The organism is Alteromonas sp. ISO5 (assembly GCF_058105165.1).
This window is the reverse complement of record NZ_CM176572.1, coordinates 4,324,187-4,342,410: the sequence shown is the minus strand read 5'-3', so window position 1 is coordinate 4,342,410 and position 18,224 is coordinate 4,324,187. Positions and strand designations below refer to the sequence as shown.

The 18,224-nt window shown below is 50.0% G+C and carries 17 protein-coding genes; 9 read left to right on the top strand and 8 right to left on the bottom strand.

The window, feature by feature from the left end:
* Positions 1–53: 53 nt before the first annotated feature.
* Positions 54–2,534 carry a S9 family peptidase gene (locus AC2T0J_RS19450; protein WP_489807397.1) on the top strand — a complete coding sequence of 827 codons (2,481 nt, stop codon included), beginning with the start codon at positions 54–56 and terminating at the stop codon, positions 2,532–2,534.
* 8 nt (positions 2,535–2,542) lie between these two features.
* On the opposite strand, the gene rrtA is transcribed toward AC2T0J_RS19450, so the two are convergent.
* Positions 2,543–3,157 (bottom strand): rhombosortase, encoded by a 615-nt coding sequence (rrtA, locus tag AC2T0J_RS19445; protein ID WP_489807396.1) that lies wholly within the window; start codon positions 3,155–3,157, stop codon positions 2,543–2,545.
* Positions 3,158–3,240: 83 nt separating this feature from the next.
* Here rrtA and AC2T0J_RS19440 point away from each other — a divergent pair, with 83 nt between their 5' ends.
* Positions 3,241–4,005, top strand: a complete 765-nt coding sequence (locus AC2T0J_RS19440; RefSeq protein ID WP_489807395.1) for an enoyl-CoA hydratase/isomerase family protein — start codon at positions 3,241–3,243, stop codon at positions 4,003–4,005.
* 14 nt (positions 4,006–4,019) lie between these two features.
* Positions 4,020–5,786 (top strand): gamma-glutamyltransferase, encoded by a 1,767-nt coding sequence (gene ggt / locus AC2T0J_RS19435; protein ID WP_489807394.1) that lies wholly within the window; start codon positions 4,020–4,022, stop codon positions 5,784–5,786.
* A gap of 97 nt (positions 5,787–5,883) precedes the next feature.
* Here the strand turns inward: ggt and AC2T0J_RS19430 are convergent, their stop codons facing one another.
* Positions 5,884–7,164, bottom strand: coding sequence for an O-acetylhomoserine aminocarboxypropyltransferase/cysteine synthase family protein (locus AC2T0J_RS19430; RefSeq protein ID WP_489807393.1), 1,281 nt, complete (start codon positions 7,162–7,164; stop codon positions 5,884–5,886).
* 249 nt (positions 7,165–7,413) lie between these two features.
* On the opposite strand from AC2T0J_RS19430, the gene AC2T0J_RS19425 reads away from it, so the two are divergent.
* Positions 7,414–7,800: a c-type cytochrome gene (locus AC2T0J_RS19425; protein WP_489807392.1), complete on the top strand. Its 387-nt coding sequence runs from the start codon at positions 7,414–7,416 to the stop codon at positions 7,798–7,800.
* 46 nt (positions 7,801–7,846) lie between these two features.
* Here the strand turns inward: AC2T0J_RS19425 and AC2T0J_RS19420 are convergent, their stop codons facing one another.
* Together AC2T0J_RS19420 and cysK are read right to left on the bottom strand one after the other, a co-directional pair.
* Positions 7,847–8,302, bottom strand: coding sequence for a hypothetical protein (locus AC2T0J_RS19420; RefSeq protein WP_489807391.1), 456 nt, complete (start codon positions 8,300–8,302; stop codon positions 7,847–7,849).
* 116 nt (positions 8,303–8,418) lie between these two features.
* Entirely contained in the window at positions 8,419–9,384 is a 966-nt protein-coding gene (cysK, locus tag AC2T0J_RS19415) for a cysteine synthase A (RefSeq protein WP_489807390.1), read from the bottom strand.
* Between the two features lie 181 nt (positions 9,385–9,565).
* On the opposite strand from cysK, the gene AC2T0J_RS19410 reads away from it, so the two are divergent.
* The 5 genes from AC2T0J_RS19410 to AC2T0J_RS19390 all read left to right on the top strand — a co-directional run bounded on the left by AC2T0J_RS19410 (position 9,566) and on the right by AC2T0J_RS19390 (position 14,260).
* Positions 9,566–10,402, top strand: a complete 837-nt coding sequence (locus AC2T0J_RS19410; RefSeq protein ID WP_489807389.1) for an AAA family ATPase — start codon at positions 9,566–9,568, stop codon at positions 10,400–10,402.
* The gene (locus AC2T0J_RS19405; RefSeq protein ID WP_489807388.1) at positions 10,402–11,580 is read left to right on the top strand and encodes a vWA domain-containing protein; all 1,179 of its coding nucleotides are present in this window, start codon (positions 10,402–10,404) and stop codon (positions 11,578–11,580) included. Before AC2T0J_RS19410 ends, AC2T0J_RS19405 begins: the two co-directional genes overlap by 1 nt.
* Positions 11,581–11,648: 68 nt before the next feature.
* The gene (locus tag AC2T0J_RS19400; protein WP_489807387.1) at positions 11,649–12,878 is read left to right on the top strand and encodes an RDD family protein; all 1,230 of its coding nucleotides are present in this window, start codon (positions 11,649–11,651) and stop codon (positions 12,876–12,878) included.
* On the top strand, positions 12,875–13,456 hold the full coding sequence (locus AC2T0J_RS19395) for a nucleotidyltransferase family protein (RefSeq protein WP_489807386.1): 582 nt from the start codon (positions 12,875–12,877) through the stop codon (positions 13,454–13,456). Before AC2T0J_RS19400 ends, AC2T0J_RS19395 begins: the two co-directional genes overlap by 4 nt.
* Before the next feature lie 30 nt (positions 13,457–13,486).
* The gene (locus tag AC2T0J_RS19390; protein ID WP_489807385.1) at positions 13,487–14,260 is read left to right on the top strand and encodes a rhomboid family intramembrane serine protease; all 774 of its coding nucleotides are present in this window, start codon (positions 13,487–13,489) and stop codon (positions 14,258–14,260) included.
* Here AC2T0J_RS19390 and AC2T0J_RS19385 read toward each other — a convergent pair.
* The 4 genes from AC2T0J_RS19385 to moeA form a co-directional block, all read right to left on the bottom strand.
* Positions 14,257–14,883: a MarC family protein gene (locus AC2T0J_RS19385; protein ID WP_489807384.1), complete on the bottom strand. Its 627-nt coding sequence runs from the start codon at positions 14,881–14,883 to the stop codon at positions 14,257–14,259. The two genes, AC2T0J_RS19390 and AC2T0J_RS19385, sit on opposite strands and share 4 nt — an antisense overlap.
* A 3-nt stretch (positions 14,884–14,886) precedes the next feature.
* Positions 14,887–15,489 carry a methyltransferase family protein gene (locus AC2T0J_RS19380; protein WP_489807383.1) on the bottom strand — a complete coding sequence of 201 codons (603 nt, stop codon included), beginning with the start codon at positions 15,487–15,489 and terminating at the stop codon, positions 14,887–14,889.
* A gap of 88 nt (positions 15,490–15,577) precedes the next feature.
* Complete coding sequence (locus AC2T0J_RS19375; protein WP_489807382.1) at positions 15,578–16,948, bottom strand: MATE family efflux transporter; 1,371 nt, start codon at positions 16,946–16,948, stop codon at positions 15,578–15,580.
* Entirely contained in the window at positions 16,948–18,186 is a 1,239-nt protein-coding gene (moeA, locus tag AC2T0J_RS19370) for a molybdopterin molybdotransferase MoeA (RefSeq protein ID WP_489807381.1), read from the bottom strand. The genes AC2T0J_RS19375 and moeA overlap by 1 nt, the downstream gene beginning before the upstream one ends.
* Positions 18,187–18,224 lie beyond the last annotated feature (38 nt).

Genomic DNA, 18,224 nt, shown 5'->3' with positions numbered 1-18,224 from the left:
GTATAGATAGCTGGCTATAATGGGCATGAATTTATAACGAAGTAAATAATAATATGCGACATACTCTAATAAAAAGCGGTGTTTTACTGGGCTTGAGTGTTGTGGTTGCAGCCTGCAACAGTACCATGCCTGAAGCCGTTACGACAGAACCAACCGCCAATGTAAGCCAGTTTGCCAACGTGATTAAACCTCAGGCTCACCAGGCAACGCAGGCAGACGACAGTATCACCCTGGAACAGATAATGGCCGACCCGAAATGGCTTGGTCGACAGCCCCAGAGTCCGGGCTTTAGCCCTGATGGCAGTGTGATTTACTCACGTAAGCAGGAAGATACCCAGTTATATGACGTATACCGGATTAACCAAAAAAGTGAATCGGTAAAAATCGCTCCTAACGAGCTACACAAATATAAAACTGATGAAAAGGCCACCAGTCGTGACGGGCGATACACCGCCTGGAAATACGAAGACAGCGTGTTTGTACAAATGCCCGACGGTGAAATCGTGCGGGTAACTTATGGTCAGCCCCTTAGCAACATTGGCTTCCTAACCGATAACCGGTTATTTGCGCGATTATACAATACCTTCATCGCCATTGACTTAACCAGCGGCCAGCAAGAAAAGTTACTGAGTTGGGAGTTTGCTGATGTTCCCACTGCCAACCAACCACCGAAAGATTTTGTCGCCGCGGAACAGCAATCACTGATCCAGTACATCCAGGTACAGCGCAAAAATCGCAGTGACAAGTTTGCTCAGGAGCAGGTGATGCGTGCGCAAAGCCCGGCAGTAGCGCCTGCACCGGTTTATTTTGATGACAACGAACGGCTGGTGGCAGCAGAGCTGTCGCCGAGCGGTAAACTCGCCATCATTGTTACCACTGAGAAGGGCAGTCGCCGAGATGACTCTGATATCATGCCGCATTACATTCAGGAAGACGGTCGGATTGCCGCTATCAGTGTGCGTCAGCGGGTAGCGGATGCCAAGCCAGTCACGCAGACGGCCTGGTTAGTAGATGTAACTACCGGTACTAAGCATGAACTTTCTTATGCAGGCTTACCCGGCTATAACGATGATGTGCTGGCTGATGTGAAGCGCGAGAATGCCGCTGCCCTTGGCGAAGAATACACTGATAACCGTTTACCCAGGGCAATTGGACTGCTCAACAGCTGGTCTCGCAGCGGTCCGTCTATCCGCTGGCATCAGGATGGTTCACAGGTGGCGATGATCCTCGAAGCCTGGGACAACAAAGACAGCTGGATTGTTACCGTTGATCTGGCGGCAAAGAAGCTGGTCACGCAGCTGCGTCAACATGATGATGCATGGATCAACTACCATCACAATCAGTTCGGTTGGCTGAACCATTCCCATACGTTGTTCTATCAGTCGGAGAAGTCCGGATACAGTCATCTTTACCTGCAACAGCCGGGTGAGGCGCCTGAGGCGCTCACCAGTGGTCAGTATGTGGTAGATAACTTAACAGTGTCTAAAGACGATCAGTATGTGTATTTCAAAGCCAATAAAAAGCACCCGGGTATTTATGAAATTTACCGGGTGAATACCGAAACCGGTGAACATCAGGCGCTCACCGATCTGAACGGTCTGACGGATTACGTGCTGAGCCCCGATGAACAAACCTTGTTGCTTACGCATTCTACGGTAACTCGTCCGCCAGAATTATATTCAGTGGCCGTGAACGACGAGCAGCCCCCGCAGCGGCTCACCCATACTATCAGCGAAGCCTTCCTTGCCAAGCCCTGGGTTGCGCCGCAGGTGGTTGCGATTGAGTCCAGCCATACCGAGCAGCCCATTTATGCCAGGGTTTATTTACCTGAGGGGTATACTGAAGGCGCGCCACGCCGGGCAGTAGTGTTTAACCACGGGGCAGGCTATCTTCAAAATGCCCACCTTGGTTGGTCTGGCTATTTTCGCGAGTTTATGTTCCATAGCCTGCTGGTAAAACAAGGGTATGTAGTACTGGATATGGATTACCGGGCTTCACGCGGTTATGGTCGCGACTGGCGTACTGCGATTTACCGCCAAATGGGCACGCCGGAACTTGAAGATCTTCGCGATGGGGTTAACTGGCTGGTAGAAAATACCAATGTGGATCGTAACCGAATCGGCACCTATGGAGGCTCGTATGGTGGTTTCCTTACCTTTATGGCTATGTTTAATGCACCTGATTTGTTCCAGGCCGGCGCGGCGTTACGTCCGGTGTCAGACTGGGCGCATTACAACCATGGTTACACGTCCAATATTCTTAATACACCGGATGTTGATCCCATCGCCTATCGCAAAAGCTCGCCGATTTATTTTGCTGAAGGCTTGCAAAATCCATTGCTGATAAATGCGCCAATGGTGGATAACAACGTGTTTTTTGTGGATGTAGTGCGGCTGGTTCAGCGACTGATCGAACTGGAAAAAACGGATTTCGAAACGGCAATTTACCCGGTAGAGCCGCACGGGTTTGTACAGCCCAGTTCGTGGCTCGATGAATACCGCCGTATTTTCGAGTTATTCGAAGAAAACCTCTAGCCGAATGGCTACGCCTTGCGGCGGGCGGTGATAAAGCCCGCTGCATGGCTGCTTCCCCACATCAGAATAAACAGCAATACACCAGACACTGCGCCGTATAAATGGGCATCCACGGCGACGTTGGCATCAATTAAGCTGGCCACATCCTCGCTGCTTCCCTGTAATTGTTCAAACACTAGCTTGGCTGCTACGCCAGCCAGTAATAACCAGCCTGAGCGGACTTTATTAATGATATCCATGCAGGCTCCCCACACAAAAATGCCGTGTAAGGCACCGGAAAGCCCCACGTACCAGATTAATTGTGGCGACAGAAAATAAATGCCCAGGCTGGTGCCCAGACCACACCAGATAAACAGTTTGATAAAGGTTACCGGCCGGTAATGCTCGCCATGCAATGCCCAGAGTAAGGCCAGTCCAATCAGGTTTAAGAGCAGGTGGTAGCCGTTGGTGTGGATGAGGTTCCCGCTGATCAGGCGCCAGGTTTCCATGCTTTGCAACGCATAACGGTCGTAGGCCAGTAAGTCGGTCATCGACTGACCGGCAAAAAAGAGGGCAATGCAGACAATGGCCAGGATTAACGGGCCGAGACTAAACTGTGGTTTTAGTGGTAGCGCAACTATCATTGGAATTTATTGTTGATCAAAAGGCTAGGACGCTATCATAACGAAAATGCCCTACGAAACCTAATAAAGAGTCGGAGACAATAATGAGTAATATTCTCATCGAAACCCATGGTGCTATTACCACCATCACCTTAAATCGCCCGGAAAAGAAAAATGCCCTGACTCCGGAGATGTATCAGACCATGGCCAGCGTTCTGGTTAAAGCTAACGTAACCAATAGCTGTAAAGTCGTCGTTATTCGGGCGGAAGGAGACGTTTTCTGTGCCGGCAACGAAATCGCCGGTTTTGCCAATCATGGTGCCGAACCTCATCTGGCAGAAACCGTCAGCTTTATGAATGCGCTGCTTAACTGTAAAAAAACGGTAGTCGCCGAAGTTTCTGGCAAGGCGGTTGGCATTGGTACCACCATGCTGTTACATTGTGATTTCGTGTATACCCACACCGAAGCCCAGTTCATAATGCCTTTCATTAATTTGGGCCTGGTGCCTGAGTATGCATCAAGTTATATCCTGCCGCGAATGGCGGGCAGGCGTCGTGCCAGCGAATGGTTATTACTGGGTGAGCCCTTTGGTGCTCAGGAAGCCTATCAGTTTGGCATGGTGACCAAAATAGTCGAGCCCGAAGCCTTGCGGGACACTGTTAACAAAGTTGCCGGTAAGTTGGCCGCCAAGCCTGCTTACGCTTTGCTACAGTCAAAAGCACTAATTAATAACGAGGCAGAAGCCATTCACCAGCATCTGGATGTTGAGCTGGATGTTTTTATTGAAGCCATGGGCACAGAAGCTGCGCAGGAAGCTTTTGATGCGTTCCTGCATAAGCGACCAATTAACCCGGAAAAATTTAAATAAGAGGAAGATTCACCTTGAGTCGTAGTCGCACGCGCATTCTTTTTCTGGCAGGGTGCTTAACCCTGTCCTCCAGTTTTCATGCCCTCGCTCAGCAAACCCCGGCCCCCCGTGAAGCGGGTGAGCCTGAGGCTGCTACCGGTTATATCGAGAAAAAAGCCCGCATCAGTCAGGATTACATGGTGGTAGCCGCCAATCCTTATGCATCGTGGGCGGGCAAAAACATTATCGAGCAGGGCGGTAGCGCCATTGATGCCGCCGTGGCGGTGCAGGCCATGTTAACCCTGGTGGAGCCGCAATCGTCAGGTATTGGCGGTGGCGCTTTTATGCTGTACTGGGATAACAAAGCCAAAAAGCTGCACACGTTCGACGGCCGCGAAATGGCCCCCGCAGGGGTAAATGCCTACTGGTTTATGGAACATGGTAAACCAATGAAATGGATTGATGCCGTGGTTGGCGGAAAGTCAGTGGGTGTACCCGGGGCACTCAAGGCCTTGGAAACGGCGCACGGGCAGTTTGGAAAGCTCGACTGGCAGGTGCTGTTCCGCGATGCGATTAACACCTCAGAAGAGGGGTTTAAAGTTTCAAAACGCCTGGAAAAACTGGTGACCATGGCTGAGCAGTATCACAAGGGCATGAAAACCTTCCCCAGTACTGCTACCTATTTTTATCCTGCGGGCAAGCCATTGCAAGCCGGCACCACCAAAAAGAACCAGGCATTAGGTAAGACGCTGCGCAATATTGCTGAGCAGGGTGCAGACTATATGTATACCGGCGAACTGGCGGCAAAAATAGCTAAAGCGGTGCAAGGGGTAGAAATAAACCCTGGTGTATTAACAGCAGAAGACATGGCCAATTATAAAGCCATCGAGCGCAACGGCGTGTGCGGTGAGTACCGTAGCAAGCAGATTTGCGGTATGGCACCGCCCAGTTCAGGCGGCATTAACGTTTTTCAGGTACTTAAGCTACTGGAAGGTTTCGATTTATCCAAATACCCGGTGGATAGCGTAGAATTTGTCAATCTTTATACTCAGGCGAGCGCATTAGCCTACGCTGATCGTGAAAAATACATTGCCGACAGCGACTTTACCAATCTTCCTTATGGTGCGTTGATCAACGAAGGTTATTTGCATCGTCGGGCCGAGAGTATTGAAGTTGATAAACCCTGGCGCTTTGCCCGTCCCGGCGAACCGTTTTCTACCCAGGTCAGTCAGGGCAGCTCACTGGAACAACCTAATACCAGCCACTTTGTTATTGTAGATAAAGAGGGCAACGCGGTATCCATGACCACCAGTATCGAGTTTATGTTTGGTTCGGGCATTATGGTTGACGGCTTTTTGTTGAACAACCAGTTAACCGATTTCTCATTCTCGCCCTCGATGAACCGCTACCCGGTACCTAATCGCGTAGAACCTCACAAGCGTCCGCGTAGCGCCATGAGCCCGACAATGGTGTTCAATAAAAATGGTGATTTGGAGATCCTGGTGGGGTCACCGGGCGGCAGCCGCATTGTGAGTTATGTGGCACAAACCCTGATTGGTGTGATTGATTACAACCTGGATATCCAGCAAGCGATTAACCTGCCTAAGATCACTAACCGTAACGATTATACCGCGCTGGAAAAAGGCACGCCTATCGAAGCGTTACAAGGCCCGCTAGAAGCCCTTGGTCACAAGGTTAAAGTAGTTGACCTGAACAGTGGTCTGCACGGCATTCAGGTGACGAAGCAAGGTTATGTGGGCGGGGCAGACCCGCGTCGCGAAGGTGTAGCCGTAGGCAAGTAAAACGGCTTTTTACGGTAGGTATAAGAAAGGCCGGTAAGAATCACTTACCGGCCTTTTGGTTCAAGCCTTGAACCATCGTCTTCAGCAGGCGGATTCTTTACGCTACACTAACGGCGTTCAGTGCTTGTTCAACATCGGCGATGATATCGTCGATATTTTCAATACCCACCGAAATTCGCACCAGATCGGCACTGACACCGGCACTGGCCAGTTCTTCCTCGTTTAACTGACGGTGCGTGGTAGTGGCCGGGTGACAGGCCAGGGATTTAGCATCACCAATGTTGACCAGGCGTAATATCATTTGTAGCGCATCAATAAACTGAGCGCCGGCTTCACGGCCGCCGTCAATACCAAAACTTAAAATACCCGATGCTTTACCACCGGTGATCTTTTCGCAGGTGGCGCGATAGGGGCTGTCTGCCAGTCCCGCATAGTTTACCCAGCTAACTTTTTCGTGATCACTCAGGTAGGCTGCCAGTTTCTCTGCATTTTCGCAGTGACGTTCCATGCGCAGGCACAGGGTTTCCAGCCCCTGCAGGATCTGAAAGGCATTCATCGGACTGATTGCCGCACCGGTGTTGCGTAATGGGACTACCCGGCAACGGCCGATGTATGCAGCAGGACCAAGTGCTTCGGTATACACTACTCCATGGTAGGACGGATCGGGCTCGTTGAGCACGGCAAAGCGCGTTTTATTGGCTGCCCAGTCAAATTTACCGCTATCGACAATAATACCGCCCACACTGGTACCGTGACCGCCGATGTACTTGGTCAGACTGTGAACAACGATATCAGCCCCTAATTCAAAAGGGCGACATAAAACAGGCGTCGCTACGGTATTGTCAACGATTAACGGTACCCCGTGCTTATGGGCAATTTCGGCCAGTTTCTGAATATCCACCACGTTCCCGGCAGGGTTACCGATGGACTCACAAAATACCGCCTTGGTATTTTCGTCAATGGCTTTATCAAAGCCTTCGTAATCTTCATGAGACACCATTTTTACCTGCACGCCCTGACGCGGCAGAGTATGAGCAAATAAATTGTACGTACCGCCATAGAGCTGGCTGGTACTGACAATATTACTGCCTACTTCGCAGATCGCCTGCAGGGCATAGGTGATGGCTGCCATACCAGAAGCCAGCGCCAGCGCGCCAATACCACCTTCCATTGCTGCCACACGTTCCTCAAGTACCGCTGTGGTAGGGTTCATAATGCGGGTATAAATATTCCCGGCAACTTTGAGATCAAATAAATCAGCGCCATGCTGAGTGTCGTCGAAGGTGTAGGAGGTGGTTTGATAAATCGGTACTGCCGCCGCCTTGGTAGTGGCTTCAGACTCGTAGCCGTGGTGCAGTGCAATGGATTCTAATTTCATAGTGATAAATACCCTAAGATGTCCTTAATAAAACTCGGCCAACATGATGATTTATGTCAACCGCAGCTGCAACATGTATTTCACATTTACCCGATAATTAACCGCTTACCGGGCTGAATTCATTGATCTAAATCAGGCGGTGTCCAAACCAGTACTTTGGGAGGATTGTTGCAGTAAGTAGCTGTACTTATGCTTTCTACCAGACACGCTTTTTCGTTTACAAAACGAGACTAAAATGAGGAAATACCCATGAAAAAATCAGTTGTGTTGATGGCACTTGGTGCAGGCTTGCTGGCTACTAGTGTGGCCGCAATGGAAACTGAATCACAGGATGTGAAAATGATTAATCTGGCTCACCAGAGTGGTTGCGTTACCTGCCACTCTATAGCCAGTGGTGGCAGCGGCCCTGGTGGCTTAAAGCCTATTGGACCCGCCTGGCAGGACGTGGCGAAAAAATACAGTAACAATCCCAATGCCAAAGCGGCGCTGGTGACAACGGTTCTGAATGGTTCCAGTCCCTATGCCAGCCACTGGAAAGGCGAGGTGAGTGGCTTTGCGATGCCGCCAAATTCAGTGGTTATTAATAAAGAGCAGGCCAATGAGTTGGTGGGCTGGATATTACACTTAGCTGACTAATGTTCTGACTACCGTTGATTATCCCGGCTCCGGCCGGGATATTGGTTTATAAAAAGGGATCGGCCTGAATTTTATCAACCTTCCACTGACCGCTCACTTTTTTGAGCTCCAGGGTACGCAAATCTTCCACTTTATCGCCGTTGTATTGACCGGAGAAAAACAGCGTCACATTGGCGTTGTCTGCATATTCGGTTCTGCCCACTGACTGACTCGTTTGTGGAGTGACTTCCACCGTATCGTACTTAAGGTTAAACACATGACGCTGGACGTTGTTTTGCGTGTGATAGCGCTTGAGGATCCGGGCCATGCGATCGGTACTTAAATCCACCGCACGGTCAATGTTTTCATCCAGATAAACACCGCGAATAAACATGACTGCGGTGTACTCAGGCGTGTTTTCGTCGAGCATGCCGTAGCGGCCAATACGTTCTTCTTTCTCGCAGGCACTTAGCAGCAAGACAGAAAAACAGGTTAATAAAAACAATCGAATACGTAACTGCATAGGACTAATCACCAGCCTTAATTGATGCGTTACTGTAACTTTAGTCTAAGAATTTGGCAAACAGAACTAAAAACGGGGCCATCGGCCCCGTGTAATTATTGAGTTCAGGAAGCTGATTACTGCACTTCTTCCTGATCGCCGAAAGCACCGGCAAATAACGGACTCGATAGGTAGCGTTCTGTACCACTGGCAAGCAGCACAACCACGATCTTATCTTTATTTTCAGGACGCTCAGCGAAGCGTTTGGCGGCAACCACAGCGGCACCAGAAGAGATACCCGCCAGGATACCTTCTTCTTTCATCAGGCGGTGGGCCATTTCCATACATTCTTCGTTGCTGACTTGTTCTACCTCGTCTACCAAATCCAGGTCGAGGTTGCCCGGGATAAAGCCGGCACCGATGCCTTGAATTTTGTGTGGTCCCGGAGTCAGTTCTTCGCCGGCTTTAGCCTGCGTGATCACCGGTGAATCCGTTGGTTCAACGGCTACCGAGGTAATCGCTTTACCCTGGGTATTTTTAATGTAACGGCTAACACCGGTAATGGTACCGCCGGTACCCACACCCGCCACAAATGCGTCAACTTTACCGTCGGTCGCTTCCCAGATTTCCGGGCCGGTGGTTTTTTCGTGGATTTCAGGGTTGGCTGGATTTTCAAACTGTTGCAGTAACACGAACTTGTCCGGGTTAGCGTCAACAATTTCCTGGGCCGCCGCTACGGCACCTTTCATGCCTTTTGGCGCTTCGGTCAGTACCAGATTGGCACCCAATGCTTTGAGCAGTTTACGGCGCTCAAGACTCATGCTTGAAGGCATGGTAAGCGTGATTTTATAACCGCGGGCCGCGGCAACGAACGCCAGCGCGATACCGGTGTTACCGCTGGTAGGTTCAACAATTTCTTTGTCTTCGGTTAACACGCCGCGTTTCTCTGCGTCCCAAATCATGTTGGCGCCGATACGACACTTAACCGAAAAGCTCGGGTTACGTGATTCAATTTTTGCGTAAACATTACCACCAGTTACGCGCTTTAGCTTTACGAGTGGCGTATTGCCGATGGCCAATGAATTATCGTCAAATACTTGCATGGTTATTCCTTTTGTTTGTCTTGGCTCCAGCGCGCTAATGTTCAGGCTGACAAATCTCACAGAGATTATTGGTGGAGCTTATTTGGTTACCCTTATATCATTGTTATTAAGTCATAAAATGCAAAGTGATTTTTGCTATATGATATGGTTATTTTAATGGTTAATAAAAATAAGGATCCTAATGGCATTTCAAGGCACCGACAGTTATATCGCCAGCGATGACCTGCAACTGGCAGTGAATGCGGCGATCACCCTCGAACGACCCCTGTTAATCAAAGGCGAGCCGGGCACGGGCAAAACCTTGTTGGCCGAGGAGCTGGCTGCCAGTCTGAAGACGGATTTAATTCAGTGGCATATTAAATCTACCACCAAGGCGCAGCAGGGGCTGTACGAATATGACGCAGTATCGCGCTTGCGCGACTCGCAATTGGGCGATGACCGGGTACACGATATCAGCAATTACATTATAAAGGGTAAATTGTGGCAAGCCTTCGTAGCCCAAAAGCGCCCGGTATTACTGATTGACGAAATCGACAAAGCGGACATTGAATTCCCCAACGATTTATTGCTTGAGCTGGATAAGATGGAATTCTACGTATATGAAACCCAACAGCGCATTAAAGCGGATATCCGGCCTATTGTAGTAATTACCTCTAATAACGAAAAAGAATTGCCTGACGCGTTTCTGCGGCGCTGTTTCTTCCACTACATCAAGTTTCCGACTCCCGACGAAATGCGACAAATCGTGGAAGTTCATTTTCCCAAAATCAAATCACGGTTGTTAGAAGAAGCGCTCACATCGTTTTTTAAACTACGGGATATTCCCGGGCTGAAGAAAAAGCCGTCGACCTCAGAGCTGATTGACTGGTTGAAACTGCTGGTGGCCGAAGATATTCCACCCGAGGCGCTGCAGGATAAAGAAGGCAAGACCAGCATTCCGCCTCTATATGGCGCATTGCTTAAAAACGAGCAGGATATCCACCTGTTTGAAAAACTGGTCTTTATGGCACGCCGCTAATGCTGGTTGACTTCTTTTTTACACTCAGACGCTACGGGGTAAAAACCAGCCTGCGGGAACTACTGGATTTAATTCGGGCACTTGAGCAGCAGGTTATCTTTGCTGACGTGGCGGCGTTTTATCATCTTGCCCGTATTACGCTGGTAAAAGATGAGTCCCAGTTCGATAAATATGACCGGGCGTTTGCCAGTTATTTTGAAGGGGTGGAGGCCATCGACTTGTTTGGCGACAGTATCGATGAAGACTGGCTGCGGAAAGAATTTGAAAAGCGTCTGTCTGTTGAGGAGCGTGAAAAATTACGTCAGGAAGGCGGCCTCGATGAACTCATGAAAAAGCTTCGCGAGCGACTCGACGAACAAAAAGAGCGTCATGCCGGCGGCAACAAATGGGTCGGTACCGGCGGTACCAGCCCGTTTGGTGCTTATGGTGACAACCCGGAAGGCGTGCGTATCGGTCAGGAGAGTAATCGCCGTTTTTCTGCCGTAAAGGTTTGGGATAAAAGGGAATTTAAGAATCTGGATGGTAATGCAGAGTTGGGTACGCGTAACCTTAAAATGGCCCTGCGTAAGTTACGCCAGTTCGCTCGCGGTGCGGCCAGCGAGGAGTTAGACATTTCCTCTACCATTTCCAATACGGCAAAGCAGGGAGGTCTGCTCGATATTCATATGCGACCGGAACGGCATAATGCCGTGAAAGTGTTAATGTTCTTTGATATTGGCGGTTCCATGGACAGTTATATCAAAGGTGTAGAGGAGTTGTTTTCGGCTGTGCATGCTGAGTTTAAATACCTCGACTACTATTATTTTCACAACTGTGTGTATGAATCGGTGTGGAAAGACAATGCCCGACGCAACAGTGAGCGTATGGACGTGTGGGATGTGATTCATAAATACGGTCCTGACTGTAAAGTGATCTTTGTGGGGGATGCCACCATGGGGCCCTACGAAATAGCGTATCCCGGCGGCAGCGTTGAACACTGGAATGAAGAGCCAGGGGCGACCTGGCTAAACCGTATTAGCTGTCATTTTAGCCATTGTATCTGGCTCAATCCGCAGCCGCAGCAATACTGGGGGTATTATCAGTCTGTTGCTCTGATTAAGGAATTAATGGCAGACAAGATGTTCCCGTTAACCTTACAGGGCTTATCCGACGGCATTTCGGCATTACAAAAAAAGTAACAATTTGAATATTGCCCAACGAGGCGATAAGCGTATAAATAGAATAACAATAACAGGGAAATCGTGACATGACAGTCGAAGCATCACAGCAATCACCTGACAACAGCAAGCAGCAAAGCGAAGCGCCGGAGTCGTTGAGTGCTAAGGAAACCCGCGAAATTGTAACGCCCTACGCTTTTGGGGTGGCCGATGAGCTACTCGGGCAGCCACTGGCATCACCTATGCGGCGTTTGGTCGCCCAGTGTATTGATGCCACTCTCGTGGTGTTGTTAAGCACTGCTCACGCGTTGGTACTGGCCTTTTTTGTTGCAATTACGTTTTTCCGGGCCGGTAAACACCTGGCTGAAGGCGAGAAAAAACGTGGCTTTGCCCGTAAGATGCTGCGCCTGAGCGCGGCTTGTTTATTATTTTTTGTCACCTTTGTTATTGTTGAAGGGTACAACGAGGCGCCGCAAATAAAAGAAATCTCCCGCGATTCAGCGTTTGCGTCTTCGGTCCTCAATATGGCACAAAAATATGCCTGGCAGAGTTGTGACGGTGACTTTAGCTGTTTCGGCGAGGTGGCTGTTGGATTCGGTGAAGCTTACGCCAGTACCGGTGACACAGAGCAGGAAGCGATTAAAGGATTTGATGCGTTTCTGGCTGATAAAGACCTCACTGAGACACAGCAAAACCAGCTAAGAGAGCTGTTTGTTACTGAATTTGCTCAAAGCATTGCATCCGGCCCGGACTCAGACCGCGATGGCAGCAATGACGAAGTGCAGGCGGCGATCAGGGAAGGGCTGAACGCTGGTTCATTGGGCGTGATAGATCCTGACCAGGCTGAATCGTTACCAACGCCCCAGACGGTGTCTGAGCCAGCAGACGAACCAGCACTCAGAATTGGGCTGGGAAGAGATAACAACACCGCGAAATCTAACAGTCTTATCAGTTGGGTAGACGGCATCATTAAAGATCTCGGATTAGGGTTTGGTTGGGCGGCATTGTATTACAGTGTACTTACCGCGTGGTGGCGGGGGCATACCATTGGCAAACGTATTATGCGAATTAAAGTCGTAAAGCTTGATGGCAGCCCGTTAAATTTATTTGAAAGCTTTGGCCGCTATGGTGGTTATACCGCCGGGCTTGCCACCGGCTTACTGGGATTTTTACAAATTTTCTGGGATCCCAACCGCCAGACCATTCAGGATAAAATTGCTGAAACCCTGGTGTTGTATCGTCCGCCTGGTGCTATGCCCATTCCACAGTTAATCAGCGAACAACATTCTTCAGAGCAAGCCAGCGCGGAGAAACTATGAAGGTGCGGCTGGCATTGCTGGCTGCTGGTAGTGCCAGCCGTTATGGTGGTAACAAGTTACTGGCGGTTCACCCGGACAGTCAGCAACCGTTGCTTATTCATGTCATTAGCGAGTATAAAAAAGCGGGCATCACTGACATTGTGGTACTTACCGGCTACTGGCACGATGCTATTTGTGAGGTGCTGCCTACCGGTGTTAACCATCAGTATGTTAACGACTGGCAAGAGGGCATGGCCGCCAGCGTACGCGCAGCCGCCGCGCTGGATTTTAGTGGTTACGACGGGTTAATGATAGGGCTTGGCGATCAGGCCGGCATGAGTGCAACATTAATTCGCTCACTGAAAACAGACTATGCTAATAATCCTGTTATAACGGCAACCAACTGCCGGGGGATCATTGGCCCGCCAGTCATATTTCCACCCCAATCACTAACTGTACTAAACCAGCTACAAGGCGATAGCGGTGCAGGTAAGTACCTCAGAAAGCTGGCGTTAGTGTCTCCCAACAGCATCCAGACCCAGTGGGTCAACACGCTGACTGACATCGATTATCCGGCTGATTGGCATAAACTCGATTGATTTATCAGATCCCAGCCCTATATCTGGAGAATGAATCAAGCCAAATCAAACTACGCCTTAAGCTCAGCTATCCTGCCGGTGGTAATAGCTGTTGCGCTGCTCTGGGTAATCCAGTCGGCTGGGGTATTGTTTGAGCTACCGTTAAATGTGCTGGGTGTTATCCCACATGACTGGAGTCGATTGTACGGAGTGGTCACTTCAGCGTTGGTTCATGGTTCCTATGAGCATCTGTTCAACAACACGCTGCCGTTAATTGTACTGGGCGCCATGTTGCGCTATGGCTACCCGAATTCCCGATTAAAAGTGCTTATCTTTGCCTGGTTGGGTTCTGGCATCGGGGTGTGGTTGTTTGGCCGTGAGTCGGTGCATCTTGGCGCCAGTGGCGTAAGTCACGGTTTGTTCTTCTTTTTGTTTACCGTAAGCTTGCTGCGCAAAGACAAGCGCTCGGTAGCGCTAATGATGATTGCGTTTTTTATGTATGGCGGCATGATCATGTCGATTTTTCCGCGCGATCCGGGCATTTCTTATGAAGCCCATTTCTTTGGGGCGCTCGGCGGTGTGGTTGCAGCCCTGCTATTTTGGCGGCAGGATCCAAAACTGGCTGAAAAACACTACCATTGGCAGGATGACGAACCAGGTGGGGACGATCCGCTGATTGGCGATTTATGGCGTCGGGCGCGATATCCGGAGGGGCCGGCGGAGCCTGTGACTGAACATGGTTCACCCGAAGAGCCAAAACACCGGGCAGGGCAGTTGGACGGCCACCACAATATCGACCGTCATGGTCATCATCGTTATCATTAATTCATGGCAGCAACACCAAGATTAAAATAATCGCTGATCCCCGCCAGTATATTAGTGGTGGCCAGCGAGGCCAGAATGAAGCCCATAACGCGACTGATAATACTGGCGCCTGCACTGCCTATGAGCCGAATAATCACGGAAGACGCCAGCATCAGCACCAGTGTCATTATCAGAACAACCATCATCATGGCGGCGGTTTGCGCCTGCTCCCACAGTGTATAAACATTGTTTTTGGTTAACAATACGGCTGCCAGCATGGCGCCCGGGCTGGCAATAGAAGGCACGGCAATGGGAAAAACCGCCGTTTCCCGAATAGTGGCGGCCATTTTAATTTCCTGTTCGGGCTTACTTTCACCAAAAATCATCGTCAGCGCAAAAATAAACAGCACTATGCCACCGGCTATCTGAAAAGCCGCTAACGGTATATGCATAGCGGTTAAGATGATTTCACCGGCAACAATAAAAAACAGCAGTATTGCACTGGAGGCCATAAAAGCGATAAGTGCGATAAGGCGGCGTTGTACTGGCGTATGCTGCTTGGTTGCGGCGATAAATACCGGCAGGGTGCCGATGGGGTCGATAACCGCGAAAAAGTAAATAAGAACCGGTATAAAATCGATCACAGGTTATAACCAGCGCGGTACCAGGTTTTGGTAAGCCAGATAGCGGTCTTTGTAGCGGGCATTTAAAAATACTTCCTCTAATTGCGTTTGCTTGCGAAGTGCTGCCAGTCCAACCAGCATACACACCAAACTAAACAGGCTTGGTAAAGCCAGAAAAAATCCAACCTGAGCAATGGCGACGCCGATGTAGCCCGGATTACGGCTGATGCTATACAAACCGTGCTCAATCAGGGCGTGATCGGTATTGTTTACAATGCCACTGCGCCATTGCTGACCCAGTGAAAAATTAGCCCCCACGGCAAGCGTAAAACCAAGCAACAAGAAGCCTGCACCAGACCACTGCAATGGCGCTAAAAGCAGCCATTCCAAAGGCAGTAAATACTGAAAGGCCGCCGGGTTGAAGGCGATAACCACCGTTACCAGCCAGATGATGGCGCGAAATACCCTGAATGCCAGATGATTCCACCAGTGGCAACTGTAAGTGGGTCCCATGGTGACAATGGGCTGGTGCGTGCGTTTTTTATGCAGGATTAATACTGTGTAAAATACCGCTACAAAGGTAAAAAAGCCCGCCAGAAAATAACGTAGCAGGAAAAGATCATCCATACACCACTCCCATGTGAATCTGAATTTATGATTACCTATTACTATCAGTTGTGCAATTCAGGTGAGCTGAATGACACTCCTTTTCACCTTAAGATGTGGTGGCTTGAAGCCTTTTTTGCACAATATACAGCCGGTAGCCGAGCATGATTGCTGCGCTGGTCAACCCGGCAATAATACCTATCCAGAAGCCATCGGCTGCCATTGGCTCGCTGCTAAGCCAGTCTGTGCGACCTAAAATCACACCAATTGGCAGCCCAATCAGCCAGTAGGCGCAAAACGTAATATAAAACATGGCAGTGGTGTCTTTGTAACCACGCAGAACGTTGGCAGAAATCACCTGAATGGCGTCGGAGAACTGGAACAGCGCCGCGTAAATCAAAAGTTGCGATGAGATGGCAAATACCGCTTCGTTACTGGTATAAAGACTGATAATCAGTCCTTTGGCTAACAGGGTAAAGGTAGCGGTTAAACACGCAACGCTCAGACCGATGACAATAGCACTTTTCACTGCCACGCGAGCCTGACGAATACGGTGTTGACCAAGCCGGTAACTAACCCGAATAGAAATAGCCATGCCCATACTGAGTGGAAACATAAACATTAACGCCGAAAAGTTTAAGGCAATTTGATGGGCAGCTACAATATTGGCGCCAAACGGAGCAAGCAACAGGGCGATCACCGCAAATAAGGTCACCTCAAATAACACCGTCATGGCAATAGGCAGACCAAGCCGAAACGTTTGTAAAATGGTGCGCCAGTGAGGTTTGTGCCAGAGCAGGAATAACTCGTAACGGCGCAACCGGGGGGCCAGACTAATGTAAATTAAGGTAGCAATGGCCATCGCCACAAATACCAGTGCGGTGGCGACACCGCAACCCGCACCACCCATGGCTTCGATGCCAAAACCGCCGTACACAAACAGAAAGTTTCCGGCAATGTTTACCGCCAGGCCGATCACCGTGATGATCATGCTGGGTTTGGTGTGACCTAACGCTTCACAGTAATTACGTGACCATTGGTATAGTGCAAAGGCCGGAAACGCCAGAAACACGTAATACACATATTCGGTAGTGATCCCGGCAAGATTAGCTTCCATGGGAAACAGGTTCACGATGCTACCGGCGTAAAACGCGCCAAAGAATGGCACGAGACTTACCAGTAACAGTAAGTAGCCGGCTTGCTGAGTGGCGTTAGCCACATCATCAACGCTTTTAGCACCGTGTAAGCGTGCAATGAGTGGCGGAATAGCCAGCGCAACTCCCTGAATAAAACTCATAATAGGGATAGAAATACTAAATCCCAGAGCTACTGCAGCCATATCCACGGCGCTGTAGCGCCCGGCAATGATAGTATCGCTGACGCCCATTAGCATTTGCGTAATTTGCGCTATTAGTAACGGCCAGGCCAGCTTAATGAGACGGCGGCTCTCCAATGCAGTACGTGGGGATATCACCATCATTAATACAGCTTACCGGTAATGGAAAAAGGTTGAATATCTACCCAGTCACCGCTTGTCAGCTCATCAGCTTCGGCCGGGAGCAGCATGTAGCAGTTTGCCTGACTGAAGCTGGTCATCACCCCTGAGCTTTGTTTTGCCAGTGGCGTAACGATAAGCGTGCCTGCCTCATTCTGGCTGAAAACAGCACGTTGGAAATCCAGCCGTCCTGGGCGACGCTTGATATTGCAGGTAATTTGCGCCTTAAGGGTTAGACGATGGCCGTTACCCAGGCCGGATTCACCTTGCAAATGGCGAATGAGCGGTACCACTAATTGTTCGGTGGTCACGCAGGCAGAAACCGGGTTGCCCGGCAGGCCACAGAATACCGCGTTGCCTAAGCGGCCAAACGCAAAAGGCTTGCCTGGTTTAATGGCGACCTTCCAAAAACCAATCTCGCCCAGCTCATCGAGCACGGGTTTAACAAAGTCAGCATCGCCTACCGACACACCACCACTGGAAATGATCACGTCACAGGTTTGCTGAGCCTGCTGCAACACCTGCTTAAGGGTATCCGGCCTGTCCGCCACGATCCCCAGGTTATTAATTTGTACCTGCCAGTTATGCAACAGCGCCGCTACACCGGTGCGGTTAGACTCGTAAATTTGGCCCGGTTCCAATGGGTTACCAGCTTCGACCAGTTCATCGCCAGTGGCTAGCAGTCCAACGGTAAGCTTACGGTATACGTCAACCGAGGCCAGGCCCAGCGAGCTTAACAGCATGGTATCGGTGGCAGTTAATCGATGCCCGGCATCAAACAGATGGTCGCCCCGGGCAATATCGCTTCCCGTCAGGCGAATATTCGCCAGTGGCGTGGTGTTGGTTTGCAGCGTAATAATTTCGTCTTCCCGGCTGATATTTTCCTGAATGATCACCGCATCACAGTCGGCCGGGATAGGAGCGCCGGTCATAATACGAACACACTGGCCCGGCATGACTGGAGGGGACTGACTATCTCCGGCAAAAACAGAGCCGACCACCTCAAGCATATTGCCCGCATGGCCATCACTGCTTTTCAGGGCATAACCATCCATTGCCGAGTTATTGCAGGGCGGCACGTTAAGTGATGCAATCACTGGCGTGGCCAGAACCCGACCAATGGCTGCCTTTACCTCTGCTTTTTCGCTAACGCATACCGGCTGCGTATGGCTAAGCATAGTGGCGATTGCATCGGATAATGATAACCAGGGTGAATTAGACATAAGGCACTGACTCAACAAAATTTGTTGCGGAGTATAGC

Excerpts from the sequence above, each read along its gene's own strand:
- AC2T0J_RS19450 (WP_489807397.1), top strand. The coding sequence starts at position 54 with ATGCGACATACTCTAATAAAAAGCGGTGTTTTACTGGGCTTGAGTGTT.
- rrtA (WP_489807396.1), bottom strand. The coding sequence starts at position 3,157 with ATGATAGTTGCGCTACCACTAAAACCACAGTTTAGTCTCGGCCCGTTA.
- AC2T0J_RS19440 (WP_489807395.1), top strand. The coding sequence starts at position 3,241 with ATGAGTAATATTCTCATCGAAACCCATGGTGCTATTACCACCATCACC.
- AC2T0J_RS19430 (WP_489807393.1), bottom strand. The coding sequence starts at position 7,164 with ATGAAATTAGAATCCATTGCACTGCACCACGGCTACGAGTCTGAAGCC.
- AC2T0J_RS19425 (WP_489807392.1), top strand. The coding sequence starts at position 7,414 with ATGAAAAAATCAGTTGTGTTGATGGCACTTGGTGCAGGCTTGCTGGCT.
- AC2T0J_RS19420 (WP_489807391.1), bottom strand. The coding sequence starts at position 8,302 with ATGCAGTTACGTATTCGATTGTTTTTATTAACCTGTTTTTCTGTCTTG.
- cysK (WP_489807390.1), bottom strand. The coding sequence starts at position 9,384 with ATGCAAGTATTTGACGATAATTCATTGGCCATCGGCAATACGCCACTC.
- AC2T0J_RS19410 (WP_489807389.1), top strand. The coding sequence starts at position 9,566 with ATGGCATTTCAAGGCACCGACAGTTATATCGCCAGCGATGACCTGCAA.
- AC2T0J_RS19405 (WP_489807388.1), top strand. The coding sequence starts at position 10,402 with ATGCTGGTTGACTTCTTTTTTACACTCAGACGCTACGGGGTAAAAACC.
- AC2T0J_RS19400 (WP_489807387.1), top strand. The coding sequence starts at position 11,649 with ATGACAGTCGAAGCATCACAGCAATCACCTGACAACAGCAAGCAGCAA.
- AC2T0J_RS19395 (WP_489807386.1), top strand. The coding sequence starts at position 12,875 with ATGAAGGTGCGGCTGGCATTGCTGGCTGCTGGTAGTGCCAGCCGTTAT.
- AC2T0J_RS19390 (WP_489807385.1), top strand. The coding sequence starts at position 13,487 with ATGAATCAAGCCAAATCAAACTACGCCTTAAGCTCAGCTATCCTGCCG.
- AC2T0J_RS19380 (WP_489807383.1), bottom strand. The coding sequence starts at position 15,489 with ATGGATGATCTTTTCCTGCTACGTTATTTTCTGGCGGGCTTTTTTACC.
- AC2T0J_RS19375 (WP_489807382.1), bottom strand. The coding sequence starts at position 16,948 with ATGATGGTGATATCCCCACGTACTGCATTGGAGAGCCGCCGTCTCATT.
- moeA (WP_489807381.1), bottom strand. The coding sequence starts at position 18,186 with ATGTCTAATTCACCCTGGTTATCATTATCCGATGCAATCGCCACTATG.